Source organism: Hahella sp. HN01 (genome assembly GCF_018986435.1).
In the GTDB taxonomy this organism is placed as follows: domain Bacteria; phylum Pseudomonadota; class Gammaproteobacteria; order Pseudomonadales; family Oleiphilaceae; genus Hahella.
This window is the reverse complement of sequence record NZ_JAHMIN010000034.1, coordinates 46,062-71,632: the sequence shown is the minus strand read 5'-3', so window position 1 is coordinate 71,632 and position 25,571 is coordinate 46,062. Positions and strand designations below refer to the sequence as shown.

At 55.9% G+C, this 25,571-nt stretch carries 19 protein-coding genes; 12 read left to right on the top strand and 7 right to left on the bottom strand.

What is annotated here, in order from left to right:
- The first annotated feature begins 191 nt into the window (after positions 1-191).
- On the top strand, positions 192-4,622 hold the full coding sequence (locus KP814_RS25670) for a DEAD/DEAH box helicase (RefSeq protein ID WP_216739461.1): 4,431 nt from the start codon (positions 192-194) through the stop codon (positions 4,620-4,622).
- A gap of 391 nt (positions 4,623-5,013) precedes the next feature.
- Here KP814_RS25670 and KP814_RS25665 read toward each other — a convergent pair whose 3' ends face one another.
- Positions 5,014-6,105: a hypothetical protein gene (locus KP814_RS25665; protein ID WP_216739460.1), complete on the bottom strand. Its 1,092-nt coding sequence runs from the start codon at positions 6,103-6,105 to the stop codon at positions 5,014-5,016.
- Positions 6,080-7,492 (bottom strand): MBOAT family protein, encoded by a 1,413-nt coding sequence (locus KP814_RS25660; protein WP_216739459.1) that lies wholly within the window; start codon positions 7,490-7,492, stop codon positions 6,080-6,082. Before KP814_RS25660 ends, KP814_RS25665 begins: the two co-directional genes overlap by 26 nt.
- A gap of 266 nt (positions 7,493-7,758) precedes the next feature.
- Here KP814_RS25660 and hutC point away from each other — a divergent pair, with 266 nt between their 5' ends.
- The 5 genes from hutC to hutH all read left to right on the top strand — a co-directional run bounded on the left by hutC (position 7,759) and on the right by hutH (position 14,327).
- Positions 7,759-8,466, top strand: coding sequence for a histidine utilization repressor (hutC, locus tag KP814_RS25655; protein WP_216739458.1), 708 nt, complete (start codon positions 7,759-7,761; stop codon positions 8,464-8,466).
- A 448-nt stretch (positions 8,467-8,914) separates the two neighbouring features.
- On the top strand, positions 8,915-10,126 hold the full coding sequence (hutI, locus tag KP814_RS25650) for an imidazolonepropionase (protein WP_216739457.1): 1,212 nt from the start codon (positions 8,915-8,917) through the stop codon (positions 10,124-10,126).
- On the top strand, positions 10,119-11,078 hold the full coding sequence (gene hutG / locus KP814_RS25645) for a formimidoylglutamase (protein ID WP_253938637.1): 960 nt from the start codon (positions 10,119-10,121) through the stop codon (positions 11,076-11,078). The genes hutI and hutG overlap by 8 nt, the downstream gene beginning before the upstream one ends.
- Positions 11,079-11,100: 22 nt before the next feature.
- The gene (gene hutU / locus KP814_RS25640; RefSeq protein ID WP_216739455.1) at positions 11,101-12,774 is read left to right on the top strand and encodes a urocanate hydratase; all 1,674 of its coding nucleotides are present in this window, start codon (positions 11,101-11,103) and stop codon (positions 12,772-12,774) included.
- A gap of 20 nt (positions 12,775-12,794) precedes the next feature.
- The gene (gene hutH / locus KP814_RS25635) at positions 12,795-14,327 is read left to right on the top strand and encodes a histidine ammonia-lyase (RefSeq protein WP_216739454.1); all 1,533 of its coding nucleotides are present in this window, start codon (positions 12,795-12,797) and stop codon (positions 14,325-14,327) included.
- A gap of 118 nt (positions 14,328-14,445) precedes the next feature.
- On the opposite strand, the gene KP814_RS25630 is transcribed toward hutH, so the two are convergent.
- Complete coding sequence (locus KP814_RS25630; RefSeq protein ID WP_216739453.1) at positions 14,446-15,183, bottom strand: transporter substrate-binding domain-containing protein; 738 nt, start codon at positions 15,181-15,183, stop codon at positions 14,446-14,448.
- A 121-nt stretch (positions 15,184-15,304) separates the two neighbouring features.
- Entirely contained in the window at positions 15,305-15,667 is a 363-nt protein-coding gene (locus tag KP814_RS25625) for a GFA family protein (RefSeq protein ID WP_216739452.1), read from the bottom strand.
- Between the two features lie 219 nt (positions 15,668-15,886).
- On the opposite strand from KP814_RS25625, the gene KP814_RS25620 reads away from it, so the two are divergent.
- Positions 15,887-16,678, top strand: a complete 792-nt coding sequence (locus tag KP814_RS25620; protein ID WP_216739451.1) for a transporter substrate-binding domain-containing protein — start codon at positions 15,887-15,889, stop codon at positions 16,676-16,678.
- A 188-nt stretch (positions 16,679-16,866) separates the two neighbouring features.
- On the top strand, positions 16,867-18,717 hold the full coding sequence (locus KP814_RS25615; protein ID WP_216739450.1) for a trypsin-like peptidase domain-containing protein: 1,851 nt from the start codon (positions 16,867-16,869) through the stop codon (positions 18,715-18,717).
- Between the two features lie 45 nt (positions 18,718-18,762).
- Here the strand turns inward: KP814_RS25615 and KP814_RS25610 are convergent, their stop codons facing one another.
- Positions 18,763-19,626, bottom strand: a complete 864-nt coding sequence (locus KP814_RS25610) for an MBL fold metallo-hydrolase (RefSeq protein WP_216739449.1) — start codon at positions 19,624-19,626, stop codon at positions 18,763-18,765.
- Positions 19,627-19,758: 132 nt separating this feature from the next.
- On the opposite strand from KP814_RS25610, the gene KP814_RS25605 reads away from it, so the two are divergent.
- From KP814_RS25605 to KP814_RS25595, 3 genes are read left to right on the top strand one after another with little or no spacing between them, the layout of a single operon-like run.
- Complete coding sequence (locus KP814_RS25605) at positions 19,759-20,142, top strand: metalloregulator ArsR/SmtB family transcription factor (protein WP_216739448.1); 384 nt, start codon at positions 19,759-19,761, stop codon at positions 20,140-20,142.
- Entirely contained in the window at positions 20,132-20,593 is a 462-nt protein-coding gene (locus KP814_RS25600) for a hypothetical protein (RefSeq protein WP_216739447.1), read from the top strand. Before KP814_RS25605 ends, KP814_RS25600 begins: the two co-directional genes overlap by 11 nt.
- A complete protein-coding gene (locus KP814_RS25595; protein ID WP_216739446.1) occupies positions 20,587-21,417 on the top strand; it encodes a sulfite exporter TauE/SafE family protein in 831 nt (276 codons plus the stop codon). The genes KP814_RS25600 and KP814_RS25595 overlap by 7 nt, the downstream gene beginning before the upstream one ends.
- 123 nt (positions 21,418-21,540) lie before the next feature.
- Here KP814_RS25595 and KP814_RS25590 read toward each other — a convergent pair whose 3' ends face one another.
- Together KP814_RS25590 and KP814_RS25585 are read right to left on the bottom strand one after the other, a co-directional pair.
- On the bottom strand, positions 21,541-23,610 hold the full coding sequence (locus tag KP814_RS25590; protein ID WP_216739445.1) for a PKD domain-containing protein: 2,070 nt from the start codon (positions 23,608-23,610) through the stop codon (positions 21,541-21,543).
- A 155-nt stretch (positions 23,611-23,765) separates the two neighbouring features.
- Entirely contained in the window at positions 23,766-24,383 is a 618-nt protein-coding gene (locus KP814_RS25585; RefSeq protein WP_216739444.1) for a DJ-1/PfpI family protein, read from the bottom strand.
- Positions 24,384-24,591: 208 nt separating this feature from the next.
- On the opposite strand from KP814_RS25585, the gene KP814_RS25580 reads away from it, so the two are divergent.
- Positions 24,592-25,557 (top strand): GlxA family transcriptional regulator, encoded by a 966-nt coding sequence (locus KP814_RS25580; RefSeq protein ID WP_216739443.1) that lies wholly within the window; start codon positions 24,592-24,594, stop codon positions 25,555-25,557.
- The last annotated feature ends 14 nt before the right edge of the window (positions 25,558-25,571 follow it).

Genomic DNA, 25,571 nt, shown 5'->3' with positions numbered 1-25,571 from the left:
ATCCAGATGAGTCCGTGTGGAGCTACTTGAAACATCAGCGACTGGGAAAGATGAAGATTGCAGGTCCAGACCAATTAAGAAAGATGGCTTTAAAAATCCTTCGGAGCATGAAAAGAACGCCATCATTGATTCAAAGTTTATTTAGACATCCAGAACTTAAATATATTATGGCTTAGTGATCGGATACTTATTTGCGGGTTAGTATGTCCCAGGCGCTGGCTTTATTTCATCCAATTATCGCGGAATGGTTCGCCGCCAATTTAGGCGCGCCTACGGATATTCAAACCAAAGCCTGGCCGCGCATTGCTTCCGGCGAGCATTGCCTGATCACGGCTCCCACCGGCAGCGGCAAAACCCTCACAGCCTTTCTCTGGGCCCTCAACCGCTTCGCCACTGGCGAGCTGCAACCGGGGCGTACGCGAATCCTCTATATTTCGCCACTGAAAGCGCTGAATAACGATATCCGCAATAACCTCAGCCGCCCCCTGGCGGAGCTGACAGCCTGCTTTGAGCGCAAAGGCGAGCCCTTCCCGGCTATACGCGTGCAGACCCGCAGCGGCGACACCCCCTCAGGCGAGCGCCGCCAGATGCTACGGCAACCGCCGGAGATTCTCATCACCACGCCGGAAAGCCTCAACCTGCTGCTGAGTTCGCAAAGCGGCCTCAGCCTGCTGCAGGATCTGGATACGGTCATCATTGATGAAGCGCACTCCCTGCTTGGCGTCAAACGGGGCGCTTACCTGATCTCCGCCGTGGAGCGTCTGGTGGATCTGTCCGGTGAGTTTCAGCGCATCGCCCTGTCCGCCACTATCAACCCCATCTCCATCGCCGCGGACTTTATCGCCGGCTACGAACTCGATGTCGCGCAGCCGGACTACGCGCGCCACCCGCAATACCGCAAGCGCCCGATCACGCTGGTGGCGTCCAACGCCGCCAAGCATTACCGGCTCAGCGTCAATTACCCGGCCGCCATCGCCCATCGCGGGGCGGATAAACACCTCTGGGACGCCCTGGCGGAAACCCTGCTGACGCGAATTCAGGCCAACCGCGCCACGCTGATCTTCACCAATAATCGCGCCCTGTGTGAAAAGCTCACTTACAAAATCAATCAGGCGGCGGACGCTATGGTGGCCTACGCGCACCACGGCTCGCTGTCGCGGGAGATTCGCACCGAGGTGGAGCAACGCCTCAAGGGAGGCGAACTGGCCGCTATCGTCGCCACCAGCTCTCTGGAGATGGGCATTGATATCGGCGCGCTGGACGAAGTCGTACTGGTGCAGACCGCCGGTTCAGTGGCGGCGGCGATCCAGCGCGTGGGTCGGGCCGGACATAATGTCGGCGACGTCAGCGTCGGTTCTCTGTTTCCCACGCATCCGCAAGACTTTCTGGAGTCCGCCGTCCTGGCCAAAGCCATTATGGAAAGAGATCTGGAGCCGGTGCGCCCATTGCAATGCCCCCTGGATGTACTGGCGCAGATAATTATCTCCATGACCGGCGTCGCCACCTGGGACCTGGATGAGCTGTACGCCCATTTGCGCATGTCCAGCGTTTACCACCCTTTGCCCCGCCGTCAATTTGATCTGCTGATTGACATGCTGGCGGGGCGTTATGCGGAGAGTCGCATCCGCGAACTGCAGGCGCGGGTCTCCGTGGATCGCCTGGACAACACGGTCACTGCGCGGCCCGGCGCGTTGCTCTCTCTGTATCAGTCCGGAGGCGTGATACCGGATCGCGGTTATTTTCATCTGCGTCATCAGGACAGCAGCGCCCGCATCGGCGAGCTGGACGAAGAGTTTGTCTGGGAGGCGAAAATCGGACAAAGCTTCACTCTCGGCGCGCAATTCTGGCAAATCCAGAAAATCACCCACAACGACGTATTCGTGCTTCCCGCCAAAGCGGGCGCCACTACGCCGCCGTTTTGGAAAGCCGAGTCCATCAGTCGTAATTTCCACTTCTCCGAACAAATTGGCCTGTTCCTGAAATATCTGGACGCCAACCTGGACGCCGACGATCTGGTCGCCACCTTGCAGTCGCAATATTGCATGACTGCTGAAGCGGCGGACTCCCTGCTGGATTTCCTGCGCCGCCAACGGGCCCACACAGGACGCCCCCTGCCGCATCGTCACCATCTATTGGTAGAGATTGTCGACTCAATACTGGGACACAGCCACGGCCGTCAGATGGTGCTGCATACCGGTTGGGGCGCGGAAGTGAACCGCCCCTGGGGCATGGCTTTGGAAGCCGCCTGGCTGGAATCCTTCGGCGAGCAGCCAATGGTATATGTCAGTAACGAGTGCATCGTCCTGCAAATGCCAGAGGAGATTCCCGTCGAAACCATTCTCTCTCTGGTCTCCCCGGAGCGGATAGAGACGCTGTTACGCGGCCGTCTGGAAGGCTCCGGTTTTTTCGGCGCACGTTTCCGGGAATGCGCCGGCCGCGCGTTGCTGCTCAACAGAGGCAAGTTCAACGAGCGCCGGCCTTTGTGGATGAGTCGCTTACAGTCGCAGAAATTGCTGAACTCCGTGCTCAAATACGAGGACTTTCCCATTCTGCTGGAAACCTGGCGCACCTGTCTGCAGGACGAATTCGATCTTCTCGCGTTAAAACAACTGCTGGAGGAGCTGCAAACCGGACAGGTGCAATGGTCCGTCGCCAACACCCGGACGCCCAGTCCCATGGCGCAGAATATCGCCTGGGAGCAGGTCAACCTGTACATGTACAAGGACGACACGCCCACCTCGGACAAGACCTCCAATCTCAGCGAGGACCTGTTGCGAGAGCTTCTGTACAACGATGAACTGCGTCCCACCGTAAACGCAGAGCTGTGTCAGCGTTTTGTACAAAAACGCCAGCGTCTGACGCCAGGATATGCGCCGGACAGCGCGCGAGACCTGCTGGACTGGATCAAGGAACGCGGCGCTATTCCGGATTCTGAATGGCGCGCATTACTCGCCCGTATTGAGTCGGAATCCGGCAAGGAGACGCTGCAAGACATGCTGACGGCGACGGAGGCCAAACGCATTCGTCTGACGCATCGCGACGCCCAGATTATGGTGACGCGGGAAAACCAGGACTCCTTCGCACAGGCGTTCTATCCGGAAACCGACGGGGATGCGGAATCCGATGCGCTCTTCGATACGCTGTTGGGCGAGTGGCTGCGCTTTTACGGCCCGGTATCCTCCTCGGAGATAAGCCACTGGCTTGGCGTCGATCCACAACGTTTGCAACGGGCTCTCGACGATCTGGTGGAAGCGCGCGCAATCGTGGCCGGCCCGCTGATCGAAGGGGGTACCGAGCTGCGTTATTGCGACCGGGAGAACTTCGAAATCCTCCTGCATATGGCGCGCAAAGAGGCCGCGCCGGAATTCGCCCCTCTCCCCCTGGAGCAGCTTCCCCTGTTCTTGCATTGCTGGCAGACTCAGGCGTGCGAGCGTGACGACGATCCCCATGAGCGACTCTTCGATATTATGCAACGCCTGCAGGGAACGCCCGCCCCTGCTCCGCTCTGGGAGAGTGAAATACTCCCCGCGCGACTGCCGGACTATAACCCGGCCTTGCTGGATCATCTGTTTCAGGAATCCGACCTGGAGTGGCTTGGCGTAGAGGAAGGCAAAACCCTATTCTGCTTCAATGCGGATCTGGATCTGCTTGACGCCCCCTCAGCTCTAAACGAAGCAAGCGCCGACGAACTGCAAACCCTGTTTCCAGACGCCGACAGCCGTTACGACTTCCAGGCCCTCTCCGGGAAAAGCGGATGGGACAACAGAGCGCTGACGGAATGCTTATGGGACTGGGTATGGAAGCAACGCATCAACAATGACACCTTCGCCGCGTTGCGCAGAGGGGTAGAAAACAAATTCACTATTCCCGACTTGCCCGCTCAGAGTTCCGGCAGGCCTCCTTCGCGCCGACGCGCCATGCGCCACTCCTTCGCCCAGTCAAAACAGGCGGCGAACAGCCCCGGAACCTGGCGGCAAGTGCGCTGGCCTCTGCGGCAGGAAGACCCGATAACGGAACAGGAACGCGGCAAAGACCGCGCACGCCTGCTGCTAAGTCGCTACGGCGTAGTGTTTCGCGAACTGCTACAAAGAGAGCTGCCGGAAATGCGCTGGAGCGCAGTGTTTCGCTCCCTGCGCCTGATGGAGCTTTCCAGAGAGATTATTGGCGGCTACTTTTTCAAAGATATCCCCGGCCCACAGTTCATTACCCCCATCGCGCTGCAAATGCTGCAGACCAGTCTGCCGCAGACGCAGATCTACTGGTTCAACGCCACCGATCCCATGTCGCTTTGCGGGCTGGGCCTGCCGGGCCTGCAACAACAACTGCCGAAACGTTTGGACTCCATCCATATGGCGTTTAAGGGGCCGGAGCTGATCATGACGTCTCGCCGCAATGGCAAACAGCTGGATATCACGATTGCCCCAGACCATCCAGATATAGAGGCCTGTCTGGCGCCTTTATGCAACCTGCTGTATCGACCCCATCAGCCGCTCAAAAACATCAACCTGGAAACCATTAACGGCGAGAAAGCCACGGACAGTCCCTACCTCGTTCCTCTGAGCCGGTTGTTCGACGTGCAGAAGGGATACAAGGACGTCGCGCTCAACCGCAAACTGCTGTGACGCCCGCCATCCAGCGGGCGTCCGGGACGTCAACCCAATGCGATACCGCTTACCGCAAACATAATCGCGACCAGATAAAACAGAAATACCTTCAGATTTGCTGGAACAACCGGAAAGGGATGCGTCGGGAGGTGTTTGATTATCATTGCTTCACTCCTCTGTTTATTGTCGGCGTTCTAGCCACGCCTGCAGGGTGAACGGATGAAGCAACTCGCAAAAAGCCGACCGCGGTATCCTGCAGGGACTCCTCTGGCTAATCAGAGTTCCCTCTGGCGAGCACAACACAGGCACTACGATGGATACAGCGGACACAGACGGCGTCTGACAGGAGGCAACCACTCGATCCAACGCCCGGCTCAGGTTAAAGAATAGACGGGCTTCACAAATTGGTCTACTCGATCTGAAATCCTTTACCAGTTAGAGCTTCCAAGAGCGCTTGAGTAAATGGTTTCTTGTCTCTCATATCTAAATGTGAGCCGTCAGGGAGAGAAAAACGCGCCATCTCAGGGTAATCTCTAAAATGCACAGCACTGAAACGAGTTTCAATATTCGCATCCCAGAATTCCGACTTCGGCCATACATGATCTTCAAACACCCAAATCAGCTTATCTGTTGGGAAGCGAACCAGATAAACTTTACCTCCTCGCCCCTCAATCCTCTCAATATAAGAAGCTAATCTCTTAACTCCACTTTCAAACTTCCCAATATCCGCTTTATTCTTTTTTTCCAGACTATCAAGGCAATACTTACTAAATGCTTCAAAATTATCAACACCGGCTGGAAAAGGCAGATTATATCGCCTTAGAACACGCCCAATATATACTTCAGACTGATTCAATAAAGCATAATCAGCATCTCTACTTCTATCCGGATTGGTAGTTAAATATACCTTTGATACTGCATCTTTCGAAGGACTCCATTTACCCATCATATCGACAGGGCTAACTCCCATAAACCTGCTGGACAATCTGGACTTGAGTTGAAGTTCGATCATTTGATCAAAGTATTTATAAGGTTCCAGTCCTTTATTTTTGTATCGATGATAAGCTTTCACCCATTCTGTCGACCTCTGATTCTCCTCTGATGGAGCTACATGACTCTCTACTACGGAGACAATCACATCACCAGTGAAACTCTCATCTTCACTAAGATCCTCCAGCAACGGCATAAAAGAAGTGCCGTCGATGGCCAGCTGAACGACGGGCCTGGCCAGTTTTTCTCTCAAGTAGGCCGTGTCAACGCCCAACTGAATTCGTGAGCTGCCCAATAGCGCTATCGGCCGCTCAGAGCTGTCATGGAGACGATCTCTCTGCTCAATCCAGAATTCCACAGAGTCATCTTGGGTGGGTTGAAATCCAGAGTATCGCAAGCCAATTTCAAATACAGATATCGCAGCAGCAGCCACGAATAACGCACATAACCAAGTTATACCCCAACGCCCTGTTGGCAGGCGATCATTAGAACTGGAAGTAGATAAACGCACGGGTATCACCACTCGCAAATAGAAATAGACTAACTAAACATACACTTAAAAAGGCAGCCCGCATGAACGGATTCAGCTTCGTGAACAAGGCCTCGATGCTACGCTCACGCAACGCGAAGTGTGTAAAAAACAGAACTAGAGCGCCAACGAATGCATACATCATCTTAAGCCCGTCAACCTTCCCGGTTGCGTCAGCATTGCCAAACAAGTTCCGTATGACCTGAATACATTCCTCCATACTTTGACTACGGAAAAATATCCATGTGACCGAGACAAGGATAAAGGTGAAAAAGGCCAATAAAAGTTTTTGCCCTGTTGTTCTTTCCGAACCGTCAGAGGATGAAGAACGCTGAATAAAACGTGCGATTGTGAGATAAAGCCCGTGGAGCCCGCCCCATATTACGAACATCCAGGAGGCTCCATGCCACAGGCCTCCGATAAGCATTGTAAACATAAGATTCACATATGTTCGCGCGGCGCCGACTCGATTCCCTCCCATAGACACGTATACATAATCTCTGAGCCATGTGGAGAGACTGATATGCCATCGCCTCCAGAAGTCCTGAACGCCGACCGCACCGTATGGAGATTTGAAGTTATCCGGCAATATGAAACCAAAACACAACGCTACCCCTATCGCGGTGGTCGAGTAGCCAGAAAAGTCACAGAATATCTGGCCCGAAAATGCAAAGACAGCAACCCATGTTTCGAGTTGCCCGTATATTTCAGGCCTTTGGTAGATGGTGTCGACAATCGGAGCAAAAAGGCTATCAGCCAATACTACTTTTTGGAACACGCCAAAAATGACTAAACATAACCCCCAGCCCAATTGATCAGCAGAAGCCTTCTTCGGCTCTTCGCATTGTGGTAAAAAATCATTAGCTCTGACAATCGGACCAGCTACTAACTGGGGAAAAAACGAGACATACAGCGCGTAGTCGCTAAATGACGTAGCTGGCTTAATTTTTCCCCGATAAACATCAATAGAGTATGAAATTGTTTGGAATGTATAAAACGATATGCCCATCGGCAGTAATATATCGAATGATGACGCCTGGATAAGTCCGCCGCTGAGAAAAGAAAGGTTCTCAGAGAGAAAATTCCAATATTTGAAAAAGCCTAATAAGCCGAGATTAATTAAAAGCGTCGCCCAAACGTATACTTGCTTCTTCTTTTTCGATTCTGCGCGAAAGATACCTTTCGCAACATACCAGTCACAAACCGTTGAAAAAAGTAACAAGAAGACAAAGCTCGGATTCCATGCCGAGTAGAATAAGTAGCTGGCTGCAAGCAATATTAACTTTTGCAGACGCCAGTTATTACATGAGCTGTATATAATCCATACAGCAGCAAAGAAAATAAAGAATAGGTAAGTATTAAACGGCATACGTTATCAGTCCAATTGAAAGGCCGCCCCATTATACATAGGCCTCATCTCAAGTACATATTTTCTTGTTTTTTATACACTTAGAACTAATCTTCTCCTATCAAACAAAACAAGTTATCCTTTATTCCGGTATTGGCAGGCACACCAGAGCCGCCAATGTTTCGCCTCATCCATTACAACTTCCTGATTCGCCGCTAAAATGCCTATACAATATGCGCCCGAATCATTGACGGTTTTCGTCAGGCAATCGCAAGGACAATTTATCCGTGTCATCCAAACCCCGGTTTCAGCAGGTTAAGGACTTTATCGTCAGCGGCATCGAGAGCCAGCGCTATACGGTCGGCGGCCGCATTCCCACGGAAATGCAGTTGGCGCAGCAGTTTCAAGTCAGCCGCATGACGGTGCACAAGGCGATACGGGATCTGGTGAATGAAGGGCGTCTGGTGAGATATCAGGGGCAAGGCACTTTCGTCAACGACGCCAAGCCCACCTCTTCTTTTCAGGATATCCGCAATATCGCGGAAGAAATCAAAGCCCGGGGACATGATTACAGCGCCCGCATCGTTAAGCAGGAGCAATTGCGCGCCTCTTCCAATGTGGCGGTGCAGCTGGGCATCAAAACCGGCGTAGCGGTGTTTCATACTTTAATCGTCCATCAGGAAGACGGCGTGCCGGTGCAACTGGAAGATCGCTACATCAACCCTTTGCTGGCGCCGGAATATCTGGACCAGGATTTTTCCGTCGTCACTCCCAATCAATACCTTACCTCCGTTTATCCGGTTTCCGATGTGGAGCATATTATTGAAGCGGTGCTGGCGGACCCGGATCAGTGCGAGCTGCTGGAGATCAATATCAATGAACCCTGCCTGCGCATCTATCGTCGCACCTGGAGCCGTCAGCAATTAGTCAGCAGCGCCCACCTGACTTATCCTGGAAGCCGCTATCGCCTGCAGTCCGACAGCCACTTTTCATAGGCGACGTCCCCTCTTCCATAGCGATCATCAAATCTGTTTGTCTTGTAGCGATTGACAGCCGCAGGCTCGCCTATCGCGCGGGCTAACTCGTGTGGTTTCCTTATCTTTTCCCCTGTTTCCAGCCATCCTGCCTATAGATCAAGCAGTTAACGAATCACATATTTGTATATACATTTAAATTCTCTAATCACCCAACATCCCGCTACATGGGGGCTGTGCGGATACAGAATTCGCTATACTCGTATCAGCACGCCAAATTCAAAAAACGTCTTAAACCCTCTATTTTTATAGCCATTACGACATGAAAGCATAGTCTTCAGGCTACGCCTAACCGGTTTCGGTGTTCGTTATGAAAAGAAATTTTTCTCACCGCCCCTCTTGCGCAAAACGCATTTTTTGTCTTTAAATGTATATACATTTATAAAAACACTGCGGAGAGCGAGATTTTATGGATTGGTGGATCAACGCCAGGATCGCCACCCTTGATCCTGACGCCCAACACGCTTACGGACTGCTGGAAAACCATGCACTCGGCGTGGCGCACGGCAATATAGAAGCCATCGTCCCCATGTCTGAATGGGATGGCGGCGCGTCCGATAACATCACTGACGCCAATGGTCGCCTGATCACCCCCGGCCTGGTGGATTGTCATACCCATCTGGTTTACGGCGGCGACCGCGCCGCTGAGTTCGAAATGCGCTTGCAAGGCGTTTCCTACGCGGATATCGCCAAACAGGGCGGCGGCATTATTTCCACCGTGCGCGCCACCCGCGCCGCCAGCGAGAAAGAGCTGTTGCAGCAATCCGAGAAACGCTTGCTGGCCCTGCTGCGGGAAGGCGTGACCACAGTGGAGATCAAATCCGGCTATGGTCTGGATCTGGAATCGGAGCTGAAGATGCTGCACGTGGCGCGGCGTCTAGGACAACGCTATCCGGTCAACGTCCGCACCACCCTGCTGGCGGCTCACGCCTTGCCTCCCGAATACGCCGGTCGCTCCGACGACTATATATCCTGGATCTGCGAAGAAGCCCTGCCCATGGCCCATGAGCAAAAGCTCGCTGACGCCGTGGACGTGTTCTGCGAGTCCATCGCATTCACCCCAGAGCAATGCCGCCGGGTATTCGAAGCTGCGCAGAAACTGGGCCTGCCGGTAAAAGGCCATATGGAGCAACTGACTCTGAGCGGCGGCAGCCAGCTCGCCGCGGAATTCAAGGCACTGTCCGTCGACCATGTGGAATATCTGGACGAAGCGGGCGTGCAGGCTATCGCGGCCTCCGGCACGGTGGCGACGCTGCTGCCCGGCGCCTTCTATTTCCTGAGGGAAACCCAGCGTCCCCCCATGGATCTGCTGCGCAAACACAAGGTCGCCATGGCTCTGGCCACAGACCTTAATCCCGGTTCCTGCCCTCTGGCGTCAATGCGTCTGATGATGAACATGGGTTGCACCTTCTTTGGCATGACCCCGGAAGAAACCCTCGCCGGCGTCACCCGCCACGGCGCTAAGGCCCTAGGCATGCAGGACCGCATCGGTCATCTGGCGCCGGGCATGGCGGCGGATTTCATTGTCTGGGATTGCCAGCACCCGGCTCAGTTGAGCTACGAATTCGGCGTCACCGGTCCGCATCAACGCGTTTTTCATGGAGAAATTCACAATGTCTGAGGCAAAAGTCTGGTCAGGTCGCATCGACAGCGCCGACGGCCCCACCGCCGTACGCTGGCACCAGCAAGTTCGCGCGCCGCAGGAAGACAGTCCGGCGGGCGTGTCGTTGATCGGCTACCCCTGCGATCTCGGTGTCTATATCAACAAAGGTCGCGTGGGCGCGGCGAACGGCCCTGACGAAATCATCAAGGCTCTGGCGAACCTGCCCTGGCGCCTTTCCCGCCCGGTTTATGACTGCGGCAACATTAAATGGGAAGGCGAGCTGGAAGACGCCCAGGCGGCGCTGGCCAACAAGGTATTCAAACAGCTGCAGGCAGGACACAACCCCATCGTATTGGGCGGCGGCCATGACGTCGCCTGGGGCAGCTTTCAGGGCCTGCGCCGACACCTGGATCAGGCGGCGCCGGACAAAGTGCTCGGCATCCTTAACCTGGATGCTCACTTTGATCTGCGCAGCGACAGCGAAGGGGCCAGCTCCGGTACGCCTTTCCAGCAGATCGCCAAATACTGCAAGAACACCGGCAAGCCCTTTCACTATGCGGTGTTCGGCATCAGTGAATACGCCAATACCCAGGCCTTATTCGACCGCGCCGACAAACTGGGCGTCACTTATCTGAAAGACACCCATTGCGGCTTTACCCAATTGGGTCCCATGTTGCGCGCGCTGGACGCCTTCATGAGCAAAATTGATTGTCTCTATCTCACTATCGACCTGGATGTGCTGCCGGCGGCCACCGCTCCCGGCGTCAGCGCCCCGGCGGCTTGCGGCGTTCCATTGGAAATCGTCGAAGCCATGCTGGACGCTATTCAGCGTAAAGGCCTGCCAGTGCTGATGGCGGACATCGCCGAATATAACCCCACTTACGATATCGACAGCAGAACCGCCCGCGTCGCCGCACGACTCGCCGCGCGCCTGGCCGGGCTGCTGGGAAAACCAACAACAAAAGCGTAGAAGTAACTCACAGGAGAAACCGATGAAAGATCCTCGCCATGACGACCAGAGAGAGATCCGCGCCCCACGCGGCTCTGAGCTGAACGCCAAGTCCTGGTTGACCGAAGCGCCGCTGCGCATGCTGATGAACAATCTGGACCCGGAAGTCGCCGAGCACCCTAAATCCCTGGTGGTGTATGGCGGCATCGGCCGCGCCGCACGCGATTGGGAATGCTTCGACAAAATCGTGGAAGTGCTGAAGCGCCTGGAAGATGACGAGACGCTGTTGGTGCAATCCGGCAAACCGGTAGGCGTATTCAAGACTCACGCCGACGCGCCCCGCGTTCTGATCGCCAACTCCAACCTGGTGCCCCACTGGGCCAACTGGGAACACTTCAACGAGCTGGATAAGAAAGGCCTGATGATGTACGGCCAGATGACCGCCGGCTCCTGGATCTACATCGGTTCTCAGGGCATTGTGCAGGGCACTTACGAGACTTTCGTTTCCGTCGCCAAGCAACATTTCAACGGTGAAGCCCACGGCAGATGGATTCTGACCGGCGGTCTGGGCGGCATGGGCGGCGCTCAGCCCCTGGCGGCGACGATGGCCGGCTTCTGCATGCTGGCGGTGGATTGCGATCCCAGCCGCATCGAGTTCCGTCTGCGCACGCGCTACCTGGATAAGCAGGCGAAAGACCTGGACGACGCTCTGGCGATGATCGAAGACGCCAAGAAGACCGGCGAAGCCATCTCTATCGGTCTATTGGGCAACGCAGCGGACGTATACGCGGAGCTGGTCAAGCGCGGCGTTACTCCTGACGTGGTCACCGACCAGACTTCCGCTCACGACCCGCTGAACGGCTACCTGCCGCAAGGCTGGAGCATGGAGCACGCAGCGGAAATGCGTCTGAAAGACCCCGCTGCCGTGGTCAAAGCGGCCAAGCAATCCATGGCGGTGCAGGTGCAAGCCATGCTGGCGTTACAGGAAGCTGGCGCAGCGACCCTGGACTACGGCAACAACATCCGTCAGATGGCGCTGGAAGAAGGCGTGAAGAACGCATTCGATTTCCCCGGTTTCGTGCCCGCCTATATTCGTCCCCTGTTCTGCGAAGGCGTAGGCCCCTTCCGCTGGGCGGCGCTGTCCGGCGACCCAGAGGACATTTACAAAACGGACGCCAAGGTCAAAGAACTGATTCCCGACAATCCGCACCTGCACAACTGGCTGGATATGGCGCGCGAACGCATCAGCTTCCAGGGGCTGCCGGCGCGTATCTGCTGGGTAGGACTGAAAGACCGCGCCCGTCTGGGTCTGGCTTTCAATGAAATGGTGCGTAACGGCGAACTGAAAGCCCCTGTGGTTATCGGCCGCGACCACCTGGATTCCGGCTCCGTCGCCAGTCCCAACCGGGAGACTGAAAGCATGATGGACGGTTCCGACGCGGTTTCCGACTGGCCGTTGCTGAACGCCATGCTGAATGTCGCCGGCGGCGCCACCTGGGTGTCTCTGCACCACGGCGGCGGCGTAGGAATGGGCTTCAGCCAGCATTCCGGCGTGGTGATCGTCTGTGACGGCACCGAAGCGGCGGATCAGCGTATCGCCCGCGTGCTGCGCAACGACCCCGGCACCGGCGTAATGCGCCATGCCGACGCAGGTTACGACATCGCTCGTAATTGCGCCAAAGAGAACGGCCTCGACTTGCCGATGTTGAAAGACTAATGCGTAGCGGAGTACATAACGTGAACGAGCTGTTAATTAATCCCGGTCAACTTACCCTGGCGGATCTGCGCAAAGTCAGCCGCGGCCCGGTGAAACTGTCACTGAGCGAAGACGCCTACCGCGTCATGGATAAATCCCACGAAGCCGTCGCCCGCGTCATGCGCGAAGGTCGCGTGGTCTATGGCGTCAACACCGGGTTTGGCCTGCTGGCCAACACCCGTATCGCCGAAGATCAACTGGAAGTGCTGCAGCGCTCCATCGTACTGTCTCACGCAGCAGGCACCGGCGACTTCATGGACGACGCCACCGTGCGTCTAATGATGACGCTGAAAATCAATGCGCTGGCGCGGGGCTACTCCGGCATTCGCAGTCTCGTGGTGGACGCGCTGATCAAGCTGGTTAACGCTGAAGTTTACCCGATCGTGCCCAAGAAAGGCTCCGTAGGCGCTTCCGGCGACCTGGCCCCTCTGGCGCATATGAGCTGCGTCCTGCTGGGTGAAGGTCAGGCCAGACACGACGGCAAAATCGTCGACGCCATGACCGCTCTCGACATCGCCGGCCTGCAGCCTGTCACTCTGGCGCCGAAAGAAGGCCTTGCGCTGCTCAACGGCACGCAGGCGTCCACGGCGTTCACCCTGGAAGGCTTGTTCTTCGCTGAAGATCTGTTCGCGGCGGCCACTGTGACCGGCGCCATGAGCGTAGAGGCCGCCCTGGGCAGCCGCACGCCTTTCGACCCTCGTATTCATGACGCCCGCGGCCAGAAAGGCCAGATCGATGCGGCGGTCATGTATCGCCACCTGCTGGCGGATACCAGTGAGATCGCGCAGAGCCACAGCAACTGCGGCAAGGTGCAGGACCCCTACTCTCTGCGCTGCCAGCCTCAGGTCATGGGCGCCTGTTTGACCCAGATCCGCAACGCGGCGGAAGTGCTTCAGGCGGAAGCCAATGCGGTATCCGATAACCCGCTGGTATTCGCAGACGAAGACGACATTCTGTCTGGCGGCAACTTCCACGCTGAGCCGGTCGCCATGGCGGCGGACAACCTGGCGTTGGCGCTGGCGGAAATCGGCTCTCTGTCCGAACGCCGCATGGCGCTGCTGATCGATCCGAACATGTCCAAGCTGCCTCCTTTCCTGGTGGACAACGGCGGCGTGAACTCTGGTTTCATGATCGCCCAGGTGACCAGCGCCGCGCTGGCCAGCGAGAACAAGTGTCTGTCTCATCCTTCCAGCGTGGACAGCCTGCCGACATCCGCCAACCAGGAAGACCACGTGTCCATGGCGACTTACGCCGGCCGTCGTCTGACCGACATGGCGGATAACACCCGCGGCATTCTCGCCATCGAGATTCTGGCCGCCACTCAGGGCATGGATTTCCGCAGCCCGCTGAAGTCCTCCGCATTGGTGGAAAAAGCGCGCAAGTCAGTGCGTCAGGTGGTGCCGTTCTACGATCACGACCGCTACTTCGGCCCAGACATCGAGCAAGCCAAGCAACTGCTGGCCTCCGCTGTCTTCAACGAGTGGCTGCCGCAAGGCATGATGGTCAGCTTCTAACCTGCGAACTACCCCAAGAAAAAGCCGGACGCTGTTAAACGTCCGGCTTTTTACTTTAGGGCGCTCCGTCCTGAAATAGGTTGGCGCCTGTTTAAGGACTAGACAGGGTCCGCGGTCGCTACTTCATGCCATATTTCTTCAAAATCTGATCGAAAGTCCCATCCGCCTTCATCGCCGCCATGCCCTTATTCAAGGCGTTAATAATTTCTTCATGCTTGGCGTTGGCGAGGCCGCAGGTAACATGCAACGTATTGGCGTTCAACGCATTCTGGGTAAATTCAATCTGGTCTATTAACCCCGGTTCTTCTTTGGCGATCTGCGAGCGCGCCACCAGCTCATCTTCCAAGGTAAGATCCACCCTGCCGGACACCACTTTCTTCACGTTTGGTAAAAAGTCCGCGGTTTCCGGCCGCTTGAAGTTAGTGGCGTTGAGGAACTCATCTCCGTATCCATAGCCTCTGACGATTCCCACGGACTTGCCGGTCAGGCTGTCCATTCCGTTGTATTCAAATGGATCTCCCTTGCGCTTGATGAATTTAATCTCATTGGTCAGGTAAGGCTCGCTGTACGCAAGGAACTCCGTTCGCTCTTTCGTCCACCAGGTGCCGATAAGCACGTCGTATTTGGCGTTTTTGACGCCGTCAATGGCTCGCGCCCAGGGCATGATATTCATTTCCAGAGTGAACCCGGAACGGGAAAAAGCCTCTCGAGCCAGAGACACGGCGACGCCGCCATCCGGATCGTTAGGATCAATGAAAGGAGGCCAGGGGTCGCCGGCGGCGGTGACGGTTTCCGCTCGGACGGAAACCGCAAGGAATAACGCAAGGAAGGTCAAAATGGCGGATTTAAACTTCATCGAAGAAACCCTCAATTGATTAACGGAAAATCTATGCGTCCGTTCAATCAAATTATGGTTGAAGGCGCCGGATTTGCCAGACAATCGGGGGTATTCAGGTCTCTACGTCAGTAAAAATTTGTCATTCCTCAATAAATTTCCACGTATCCGCGCCGTCAAACTTTTTGATTGGCGTGTTCGCAATCCATTTCGGCTCCAACATACGGCAATTTATCGTTATCCGCTTTTCCTCCCAGTTTTCCGTGGAAGTATGGTGCGTCACGCAACCGCAACGCGGGCAATGCTGAAAGTCGATATACTCATCCCCCCAGCGATAGGGTTTCGGCGCCTCCTCCGTCCACACCACATTCACCTCTTCAGGAGCAAAACGTCCCCACAACGCTCCAAGGCGATGACAAATCGAACAATTACAACTCACCAACGCCTCAGGCGCCCGAGGCATTTCTATATTGATATTGCCGCAATGGCAGGAAGCTTTAAGCATATTGAGGTCCTTTTCGGTTGGCGGTTGGCGTTCTGCGCAATAAAGCGCAAGCAAATCATCATACAGATTTGGTTGGGCGAAAATAGACGAAATAAATTCGGCTTGATGGCTGCCTGGAAGTAAATAACGCCCAATCTAACGTCTATACTTGTATAGGCTCACAGGTAACTACTGCGGTAAAGGTTTCAACCTCTCACCGCGCAGGTCGAGGTAGGCTATATGAAATGGTTTCTGGTCGCTTTTTGCTGCTGGCTTGCGCCATGGTGTCAGGCCAGGACTCTGTTGGTGGGCATGGAGGAAGCCAATAATTCGCCCTTCGAGTATATCGACGAAACGGCGCATCTTACCGGTTTTCACGTTGAGATCATGCGTGCGGTGGCGGCGCGACTGGGTTGGGATATCGAGTTTCGCCGGCACCCGTGGAAAAGGGCCATGAAAGAACTGGAGGAAGGCGGCGTGCATGCGGTGACCTTCGTCGCCATTTCTCCGGAAAGACAGAAGTTCGCCGACTTTTTGCCGGACAACCTGCTGCATGTCTCCCGCACCACCATTTACATCAGACGCGATCGCAGTGACGAGATTCGCTATGACCCGCCGCTGGAGCAGTTTGTCTGGCGCTGGCGCACGGCGGCGGCCAGCGGCTATTACATGAGCGATCAGGTGATAGATCTGATTCGCAGAAAAGCGCCTATAGAACAGCCGACCGTTAATCAGTCACAGCTTTTCATCATGCTGATCAGTAACCGATTCGACGCCATTTTCGGCGCCACCAGCGCCATAGAAAGAGCCCGCGCGGAAATCGCCGGACTGGATGAACAAGTGCAGCGTTTGGACGGAGCCTTATTTCCCGGCAAGCGCATGTACGCGGCGTTCTCGCGCAAGGCGCCGGACGGTATGGCGGAAGAGTTCGCCGAAGCCTATCGCTTATATCGCATGGACAGTGCATATGAAGAACTGAAAAAGCGCTTTGGCATGGAAGAGCTCGCTCCAAGCCCCACGGAATTTCAATAATTCAGGGCCTGCCAGACATGGACGTCGCGATGAATACAAAACGCCTTACCAAACCCCGATTCCTCCAGTTTTGCGGATGCAAAACAACGTCAAATCCATGCGCGCACGACCCAATACACTGCTCCGCGCGACCTATAATGGCGCATGCAATGGCGCATGCCGATAATCATCCCCCTATAAGGTGATCCATGTCCTATACCCGAGTCTTCGCCACGACTTTCCGCTTGCTTGCAGCCAGCCTCATCGCACCGGCGCTGCTCACCGCCTGTTCGAATGAGGACGCGCCAGCGCAGCCCGAAAAAGGGACGCACATCGTCATCGTGGAGCCCAAAAGCCAAGACAGGCAAACCGTCGATACGCACATCATCCGCTCGATTCAGGAAGCGCGGGAAGCCGCGGTCTCCATCAGTGTGGGGGCAAGCGTAGGCTCGGGTTTTTTTATCAATAAAGACTGTCTGATTGTGACCAACCGGCATGTGGTGGAGTTTGATAATCCCGCGCTGCAGGAAGTTTCCGCAGCCATCGACAAAGTGGATAGAAAAACCCAGGAAGCCCGCGAACGCATCGCAACCTGGGAAAAGCAATATCCCAGATATAAAGGATCGGCCCAGCAAAGCACGGATCAGGACAGACTGCGCAGCATGGAAAAGTATCGCCAGGAGCTGCAGCAAGCTTACGATAAGCTGTCTTCCGAACAGCGAAACGCCAGCGTCCAGGTCAAAACGCTGGATGGCCGCACTTTCGCCGCGCACACCGTCGTTAAGAGCGAAGACACCGACCTGGCCTTTCTGGTGGGCGCCGTTAAAGAGTGCCGATACTTCGACGCGGCGGTGAAAACCGATCCGGCAGTAGGGCAACCTACTTACACCGTCGGCTCGCCCGCTGGACTGGAGTTTACCGTAACATCCGGCATTCTCTCCGGCATCAGGGACTTTGAAGGCGTCACTCTGCTGCAAACGGACGCCGCCATCAACCCAGGCAACAGCGGCGGCCCGCTACTGGACGCCAACGCCAAAGTCATTGGCGTGAATACTTTACGGCTGAGCGGCATGGAAGGCATCGGCATGGCGATTCCTATCGCTACGGTCAAAGACCAGATCAGTCGCAATCTGTTATTGGCGAGCGGTGCGCCATCGCAACCCGCGACGACGACCGCCGGCGCCAAGTTCGACTACGACAGTTACCGCGAAAATGCCTTGCGCAATGCGCAACCCGTCGCCGTGGACATCAGCCAGTTGAGCGACGCCTGTGAGCAGGATTACGCCAATTCAAAGTATGCGGCGGCCATGACCTCCTGTAAGACCTCCTCCTCTCATGGGCACCAACAAGGGCATTTTTACATGGGTAAAATGCTGCTTGATGGACTGGCGGGACAGCAGGACTATTATCTGGCGGCGGACTACATGAAGAAGGCGGCGGAAACCGGGAACATGGAAGCGCAAATGTTGCTGGGGCAAATGTATCAATATGGCGTGGGCATTAGCCCCAACAGTGCGTCAGCGCTGAAGTGGCTGACGGAAGCCGCCAACCAGAACAGCAGGGAAGCGCTGAACTCGCTGGGTTTGATTTATAAGGAAGGGAAAATCGTCTATCGCTCCTATGAGCAGGCCGCCAGCTATTTCGAGAAAGCCATCGCCGCCGGCAGCACCAATGCTCTGCATAATCTGGGCGTAATGTACATACAGGGACAGGGACTCGCCAAAAACGAAAGCAAGGGATTTGAACACTTTCTCAAGGCCGCCCAACGGGGTAATCCGGTCTCGCAGTTGAGCGTCGCTTTTTGCTACTACAAAAAACTGGGCGTCAACAAAGACTATGTGGAGGCCTACGCCTGGTTGACCGCCGCCGAACTCAACAAGAAAGGCAAAACCATCTCAGACTGGGACCCGCAACGGGCCTCTGAAATGAAGCAGTTCCTGAAAGGCATCATGAACAGCAAGCAACTCGCCCAGGCGACGGCCATGACCAACGATTACGTTAAACGCTACAGCAATGTGTCGACGGAGACGTCATTAGCCGCCAAAGCAGGCAAGCTCTAAGCGCCGGGTTCTCGGACATCGCGACGCCCCTCGCGTCGGAATGGCTCAGCTGATCTGGTTTAACGGGATCTTCAGATAACGAACGCCATTATCCGCCGCCTCGGGCAAGTGACCGCCGCGGATGTTGACCTGCAGGGACGGCAGCATGAGAGCGGGAGCCCCCAGCTTGGCGTCTCTGGCTTTGCGCTGTTGCACGAAGCCCTCCTCAGAGACGCCTTCATGGCACAGCACGTTCTCTCTGCGCTGCTCGGCCACTGTGCTTTCAAAGCGCAACTCGCGGCCATTAGGCAGATAATCATGGCAGACAAACAAGCGGGTTTGCGGCGGCAATGACAGGATGCGTCGAATGGATCGATACAGCTCCGTCGCGTCGCCTCCCGGAAAATCCGCCCGCGCCGCGCCGTAATCCGGCATAAACAACGTATCGCCAATAAACACCGCATCAGCGACCACATAACTGACGCAGGCCGGCGTATGCCCCGGCGTATACATTACCTGGGCGGGCATCGCGCCAATGTGAAACGTCTCGCCATCTTGAAACAAATGATCAAACTGCGAGCCATCCACCGCAAATTCCGCCCCCAGATCGAAGATACGCCCGAACGCGCTCTGCACCTCGCGGATATGCTCGCCAATGGCGACTTTGCCGCCTAACTCGCGCTTCAGCCATTGCGCCGCAGAAAGATGGTCAGCATGGGCATGGGTTTCCAGAATCCACTCAACTTCCAGCCCGTTTTCCTTCACGTAACGGACAATGTCCTGCGCTGATTCAGTGCCGACGCGCCCGGCTGCCGAATCATAATCCAGCACCGGATCAATAATGGCACAACGGCTATCCCCTTCTCCATGCGTCACGTAGCTTAGCGTGTACGTCGCCCGATCGAAAAAGGGCCGCACGATTAAATTCATTTCCATCCCCTTGGCTCTTAAGCTATTAAGTCCATGACAGCAAAGTTTAGTCACTTGGACATTGCGCAATCGATATAGATTAAATATATTAGCTTAGACTGATTTAGAAAACACTTATTTAGATTTAACTAAATGAAAAAGAAAGTCGCCGCCTCCCATTCTTCATCCCCTGCTCCCTTGGACTTGATGGGAAACGCTTTGAATGCGGAAGCTGCGGCCGCGCTGATGCAGGCGCTCTCCAATCCGCACCGGTTGATGATTCTGTGCGCGCTGTCCGAGGGCGAACGTCGGGTCAGCGAACTGAATGAATTCGTGGAGCTGTCGCAATCAGCACTATCGCAACATCTGGCGGTGCTGCGCCATCAACATCTTGTGCATACGCGCAAACAGGCGCAAACCGTTTATTATTCCGTGGCGGAGGGGCCGGCCATGGCCATCGTCAAACTCCTGCACCGCCACTATTGCAGCAATCCTGCCTCAAACCCAACTATTCAAGGAGAACCCCATGACAGATGACGTCTCTCTGCTGCTGCCCAACCTGCGTCGGCCGCAACCGGAGCTTTTCACTTGCGGCCTGCCGGCGCCGGACGATTTCCCACGCATCCGGGCGGCGGGGGTAAAAACAGTCGTCAGCCTATGTCAGCCTCACGAAACGCCCCTGCTGAATGCGTTTCCGGTCGACGATCAAGGACTGCAGTTGTTTAACATTCCGGTAGCGGGTCCGCAGGATTTGACGGAAGCCAACGCCCGGGCGCTGGCGGACATACTGAATGAAGCGGAAAACTGCCCGGTCCTGGTCCACTGCATGAGCAGCAATCGCGTTGGCGCTCTACTCGCCTTGAAAGCCTTCTTCGTGGATGGCGCATCTGTGGAAGAAGCGCTGGATGCCGGCTGCGCAGGCGGTCTGACAGGCCTGGAGCCTGAAGTACGTCGCCTGCTGACCGCCGCTGCTTCGCAAACATGCTGACAGCGGCGCTCCTCGGGATCGCCGTGGGAGTGCTGCTTGGACTCACCGGCGCCGGCGGCTCTATTATCGCCATCCCTCTGCTGATGTGGAGTCTCGGCTGGACACTGCCGCAGGCGGCGCCGGTGGCGTTGCTGGCGGTCAGCGCCGCCGCCACATTAGGTGTGGTGAACGCCTGGCCGCAAGGGTCCGTTCGCTATCGCGCTGCGACGGTAATGGCCCTGGTCGGTATGCTGATGGCCCCGATCGGCCTTTGGGCCGCCCATCGCGCCCCCGTGCATTTGCTGGCGTTAGTATTCGCCGTGGTGTTGCTGGGCGTGGCCCTGCGTATGTGGCGGCAAGCTCGCCGCGCTCCCGAAGAAGCCAAGATGGGCTGGGCGACCGTACAAAGTGACGGAACTGAACTGAAAGGCCCCATCTGCCAGCTCAACCCTGATACCGGTCGTCTGCGTTGGACCCGCCCCTGTTCCATGGCGATCGTCAGCAGCGGCGCGCTCACCGGCTTTCTTTCTGGCTTATTGGGGGTGGGTGGCGGATTCGTAATTGTTCCCGCTTTGCGCATGGTGTCGCCGCTACCTTTTCATTCCGCTGTGGCGACCTCGCTGATGGCGGTCGCCCTAACCAGCGCGGGCACCGTCAGTCTGTTCATGTTAAGCGGCAAAACGCTTCCCTGGCTGATCGCCCTGCCCTTCGTCGCGGGAGCTATGGCGGGCATGCTGGGCGGACGCCGTCTGGCGCCGCGCTTTGCAGGACCGCACCTGCAACAGGGCTTCGCCGTCATCATGGCGGGCGTCGGTGTGATGATGATCCTCAAGTCTCTGCTGTAGACCAGTACATCTCTGTACCATTGCATCCCTGGCCATTGCAGACACTAAAAAGCCCGCGGCGATCATTGTCACCGCGGGCTTGTTTATCTCTACTTTATCTCCGCGTCAGAGCGCGATCTGCAATTACGGCGCGATACGGATATCCACGCCAGAACCTTTCTTCAGAGTACAGGAAGAGTTGATGGCGTAGTCGCCGGCGATGCGCATATACAGCGGCCCACCGCTTAACTTATCCGGCAACTGAATCGTAGTCGTCAGCTCATATGCGTCCGTCTCGGATTGCGTCACCTCGCGCAGCATCTCATTCGCACTATTCTCAAAGCGTCCGTCATTATCCGCATCCAGCCAGATCTTCCAGGTGTTGGACGGCGACTCGGCTAACTTATCGCCTTTAACGGTGATGGTCACCGCATTCGCATCAGTGATGGGGATAGCGTTCTCGGTGTAATCCGTACGCAAAAGATCTGGCGTATCGATGACAGTTCCGGCGACGGTCACTTGATCGATTCGGCGAGTCGCCTTCTCCGCCTGATAAAACGCGCAATACTCATCCGTCACGGATAAGGATTTACTGAAGCGGTCAGTGCGGCCGTCAACGTCCGTGACCTGCAGAGACACTTCATAGGTTCCTTTCTCGTCGTATAGATGCTGGGGCGACGCCTCTGTCGACACCAGGCCATCGCCAAACTCCCACCGCCAGGAAGCGACGATGCTGTCGCTACGACTGTCGTCCACAAACTCGACTCGCAACATATAGTTCTCGTCTTTAAAGTGGGCCAGCGTGTCTTGCTCCAGCAACTTTATCTTGACCGCCCGGAACGCCGTCACCACATCCTGTTCGGATTCGCCCATGGCGATCGCCGCCGTGCGCAGGCACTGCGCTGCGCCGCGCATGTCCATTTGCGGGTCCCAGCAATCTCTGGCGGCCTTGATATAAAGCTGATACGCCCGTTCAGGACTCCACTTGTTCGCCAGTTGATAGAAGGGGTAAGTCATCATGCCGATACGCAGATAAACGTTATTACCTGCCTCGTCATAATCAAAATAGCTGGCGATCGCTCCGGTTTCAGTCACGATACGATCAAGCTGACGCATCCCGTAATTCGACTCTTTAGAGTGCTCCCAGTTCAGTTCGCCGGTGTGCTCGTATTTCGCCATCACGCCGGATATATCCCCGAATGCTTCATGCACGGTTCTGGCGTCGTTGCTCATCGCCGCAACGAGCTTAAGACGGCTGATGCGCGACAGGACGCCATGGCCAATTTCATGAGCGACAATGTCCAGGGTCGCCAGTCCGTAGGCCGCTCCCAGGGCGTCGCTGAAATTAGCGTATGCGCCATCCCAATAGACATTGGCTTGCCACGAGCTGCCATAGTGAACGCGCAGGCGCAATTTGTCTTCCAAAGGCGGCTCGCCCAGATATTTGGCGAACATGTCATGAGTCAGCGTTCCGTAGAACAGGGCGTCATTCAGAGAGGAATAGGTCCAGACCTCAGTTTCTGCCTCGTCCACCCATATGGTGCGGAAGCTGTTTTCCATTGAGGCGCTGCAATCGAAATCATAGGGAGGGAAGTTTCGCTCATCGACGGTATTCGAATGATCGCCAGCATACCCTGCGTCCACTCTATTCGCCATGTCTATCACTTGCACCAGCCCATTATCGAAAGTACAGCGGCCGTCCTCCGACTTAGTGACTTTCAGCGTGGGTCGATCTACGCCATAACGCCAGTTCGCCAAGGCTGAGCCGCCATGTCCCTGGACTTCGGCGTTGCTCTGATAATCCAAAAATTTGACGGGCGCGCCGTCTTTAGATTCTCCCGCCGCCGTAGCGGTATAAGCGAAGAGTTGGGCGTCTTCCTGAGGCGGCTGACTTCCATTAGGTAAAGTGACATGGGTGGGAGCGGCTGAATCCGACTCCGCCACCAAGCCGCCCAATCGGGCTCCCTGGGTGGAGTCCATCCAATACAGACGCACACGCTCTCCCTGCGCCGCCGCTTTAAGTAATTGAACCTCGACGCCGCCTCCGATGGCGCCGACTGCGCCATCCTGATCGCGAAAATAGACTGCGGCGATATTATTGGCGGGAGGGTACACTTTGACAGGCTCAGAGCCGCCTGATCCCCCACCTCCTGAACATCCAACCATCCCTAGAGAAACGCTTCCTACCAGCAGAGTTCCAACAACAGGTTTCAAAACTGACATCCTTCTGTGTGTAATGTATCTGACAGTGCTTGATCGTCTCACTCCGATGTGACGCGATGGTGACTTGTGGGCGCAGAGAGTCCCACTGCGTCAATCACTTAGCTGACGGAACGCTGGATCATATCAACAGACATTACAAACTATCATTAAATTAATCCGAAGCGTCCGGCAAACGGATCGTGGGAAGGATTCCTATTCCATTCATACTCCGCTTCATCCGCCACCCGCTCCGCCGTTTCCGCGTCAACCAGCACTTCGATCAGTCGCAACGCCATATCCATGCCTGCGGAAATCCCCGCGGAAGTGAAGCGATTGCGATCCTCCACCCAGCGCGCCTGTTTTACCCATTCTGTCTCCGGACCCTGTGACATCGGCCATGCGAAAGACTGCTTGTTCGTGGTGGCGCGATAGCCATCCAATAGTCCCGCCGCCGCCAGGACGCCCGCGCCGGTGCACACCGAAGCCAGAATCCTGACGCTGTGCGCCTGCCGTCGCAGCCACTCAAGCAACGCCGGATTAGCCGCCTGTTGGCGAGTTCCCGCTCCACCAGGAACCAGAATCAGGTCATAGCTTCGCACGTCCGCCCAGTCATATTCCGCATAGCCGCATACGCCAGCGGAACTGCGTACAGGTCCGACCTTTTCAGCCACTTGATAAACAACGAAAAACTCATTAGCCAAACCGAACATTTCCAGCGGCCCGTAAAAATCCAGAAGTTCAAAACCTTCAAATAGAACTGCCGCCACCTTGATTTTTTCTCTCATGATCCGCCCCTCTCCGTTAGCACGTATAGCTTATTAATGTTCACAACCTGCGTCGTTAAGACTAAGATAATGCAATACGATTAGACATCGCCGACAGGGACATCATTAGTAACTTTTCGGTCATTTTACTGAAAGATGTGCAACAGGCGGTGACGGCGAATCCAGTAGCATTCATCGCCACCTCCGCTGACTGCGAGTAATCGCCGCTATGACGCCACTGAAAATAGGCTTTCTGCTCTTCCCCGACACCCATCTGCTCGACTTATCCGGCCCGGCGCAGGCGCTGCGTAGTCTCAGCGATCATCGGCCAGGGCATGTGGAGCTAGTTTTCTTCTCTCCTGCTCCGTCAGTCGCCAGTTACCAGGGCGTCACCCTGAGCGGACTGGCCTCATTGCCTGCTGACGACGTCGTCTTCAATCTGCTGATCGTCAACGGCAGCAAGTACAAAGATGACATGATCAGCGACAAGGAAAGTCAGCAAGGCCTGAGGTGGTTACAGAACTATGCGCAACGCTATCCTCAGGCCGCTATCGCCTCCGTGTGCACCGGCGCCTTCTATTTGGCCCGAGCCGGGCTGCTGCGCAATCGCCACTGCACCACTCATCATGGCCATGTGGACAGTTTGAGGTTGGCCGAACCCAGTGCGACCGTGCTGGAGAACCGGCTATATGTCTGCGATGGCCCGATCATTACGTCCGCCGGCGTCACCACAGGGACGGATATGATTCTCGCCTGGATGGCGGAGACATTTGATGACGATCTGGCGCAGCATATCGCCCGGGAGCTGGTGATCTACGCACGCAGAGACGGCGAGCAGGCGCAGATCTCCGAGCGCCGGCGCTACCGCAATCATCTGGATCATAAGGTGCATCGCTTGCAGGACCGCATTTCCGCCGCGCCGGAGTTGCCCTGGACCGCGGGGCAACTGGAGCGGGAAATCAACCTGGGATACCGGCAACTCACGCGTCGCTTCCGGCTCGCCACAGGCGTCAGCATCAAGCAGTATCAATTGATACTGAGACTGGAAGTCGCTCAGAAATTAATGCGGGAGGGGCGTCACGCCAATATCGAGCGTCTCGCGGAGACAGTGGGCTTCCAGTCTGCGCACGCTTTCCGCAAAGCCTGGAAAAACCGCTTCGGCGCACCGCCTTCCGCTTATGAAGGAAAAGAGTAGCGCATTCTGGCCGA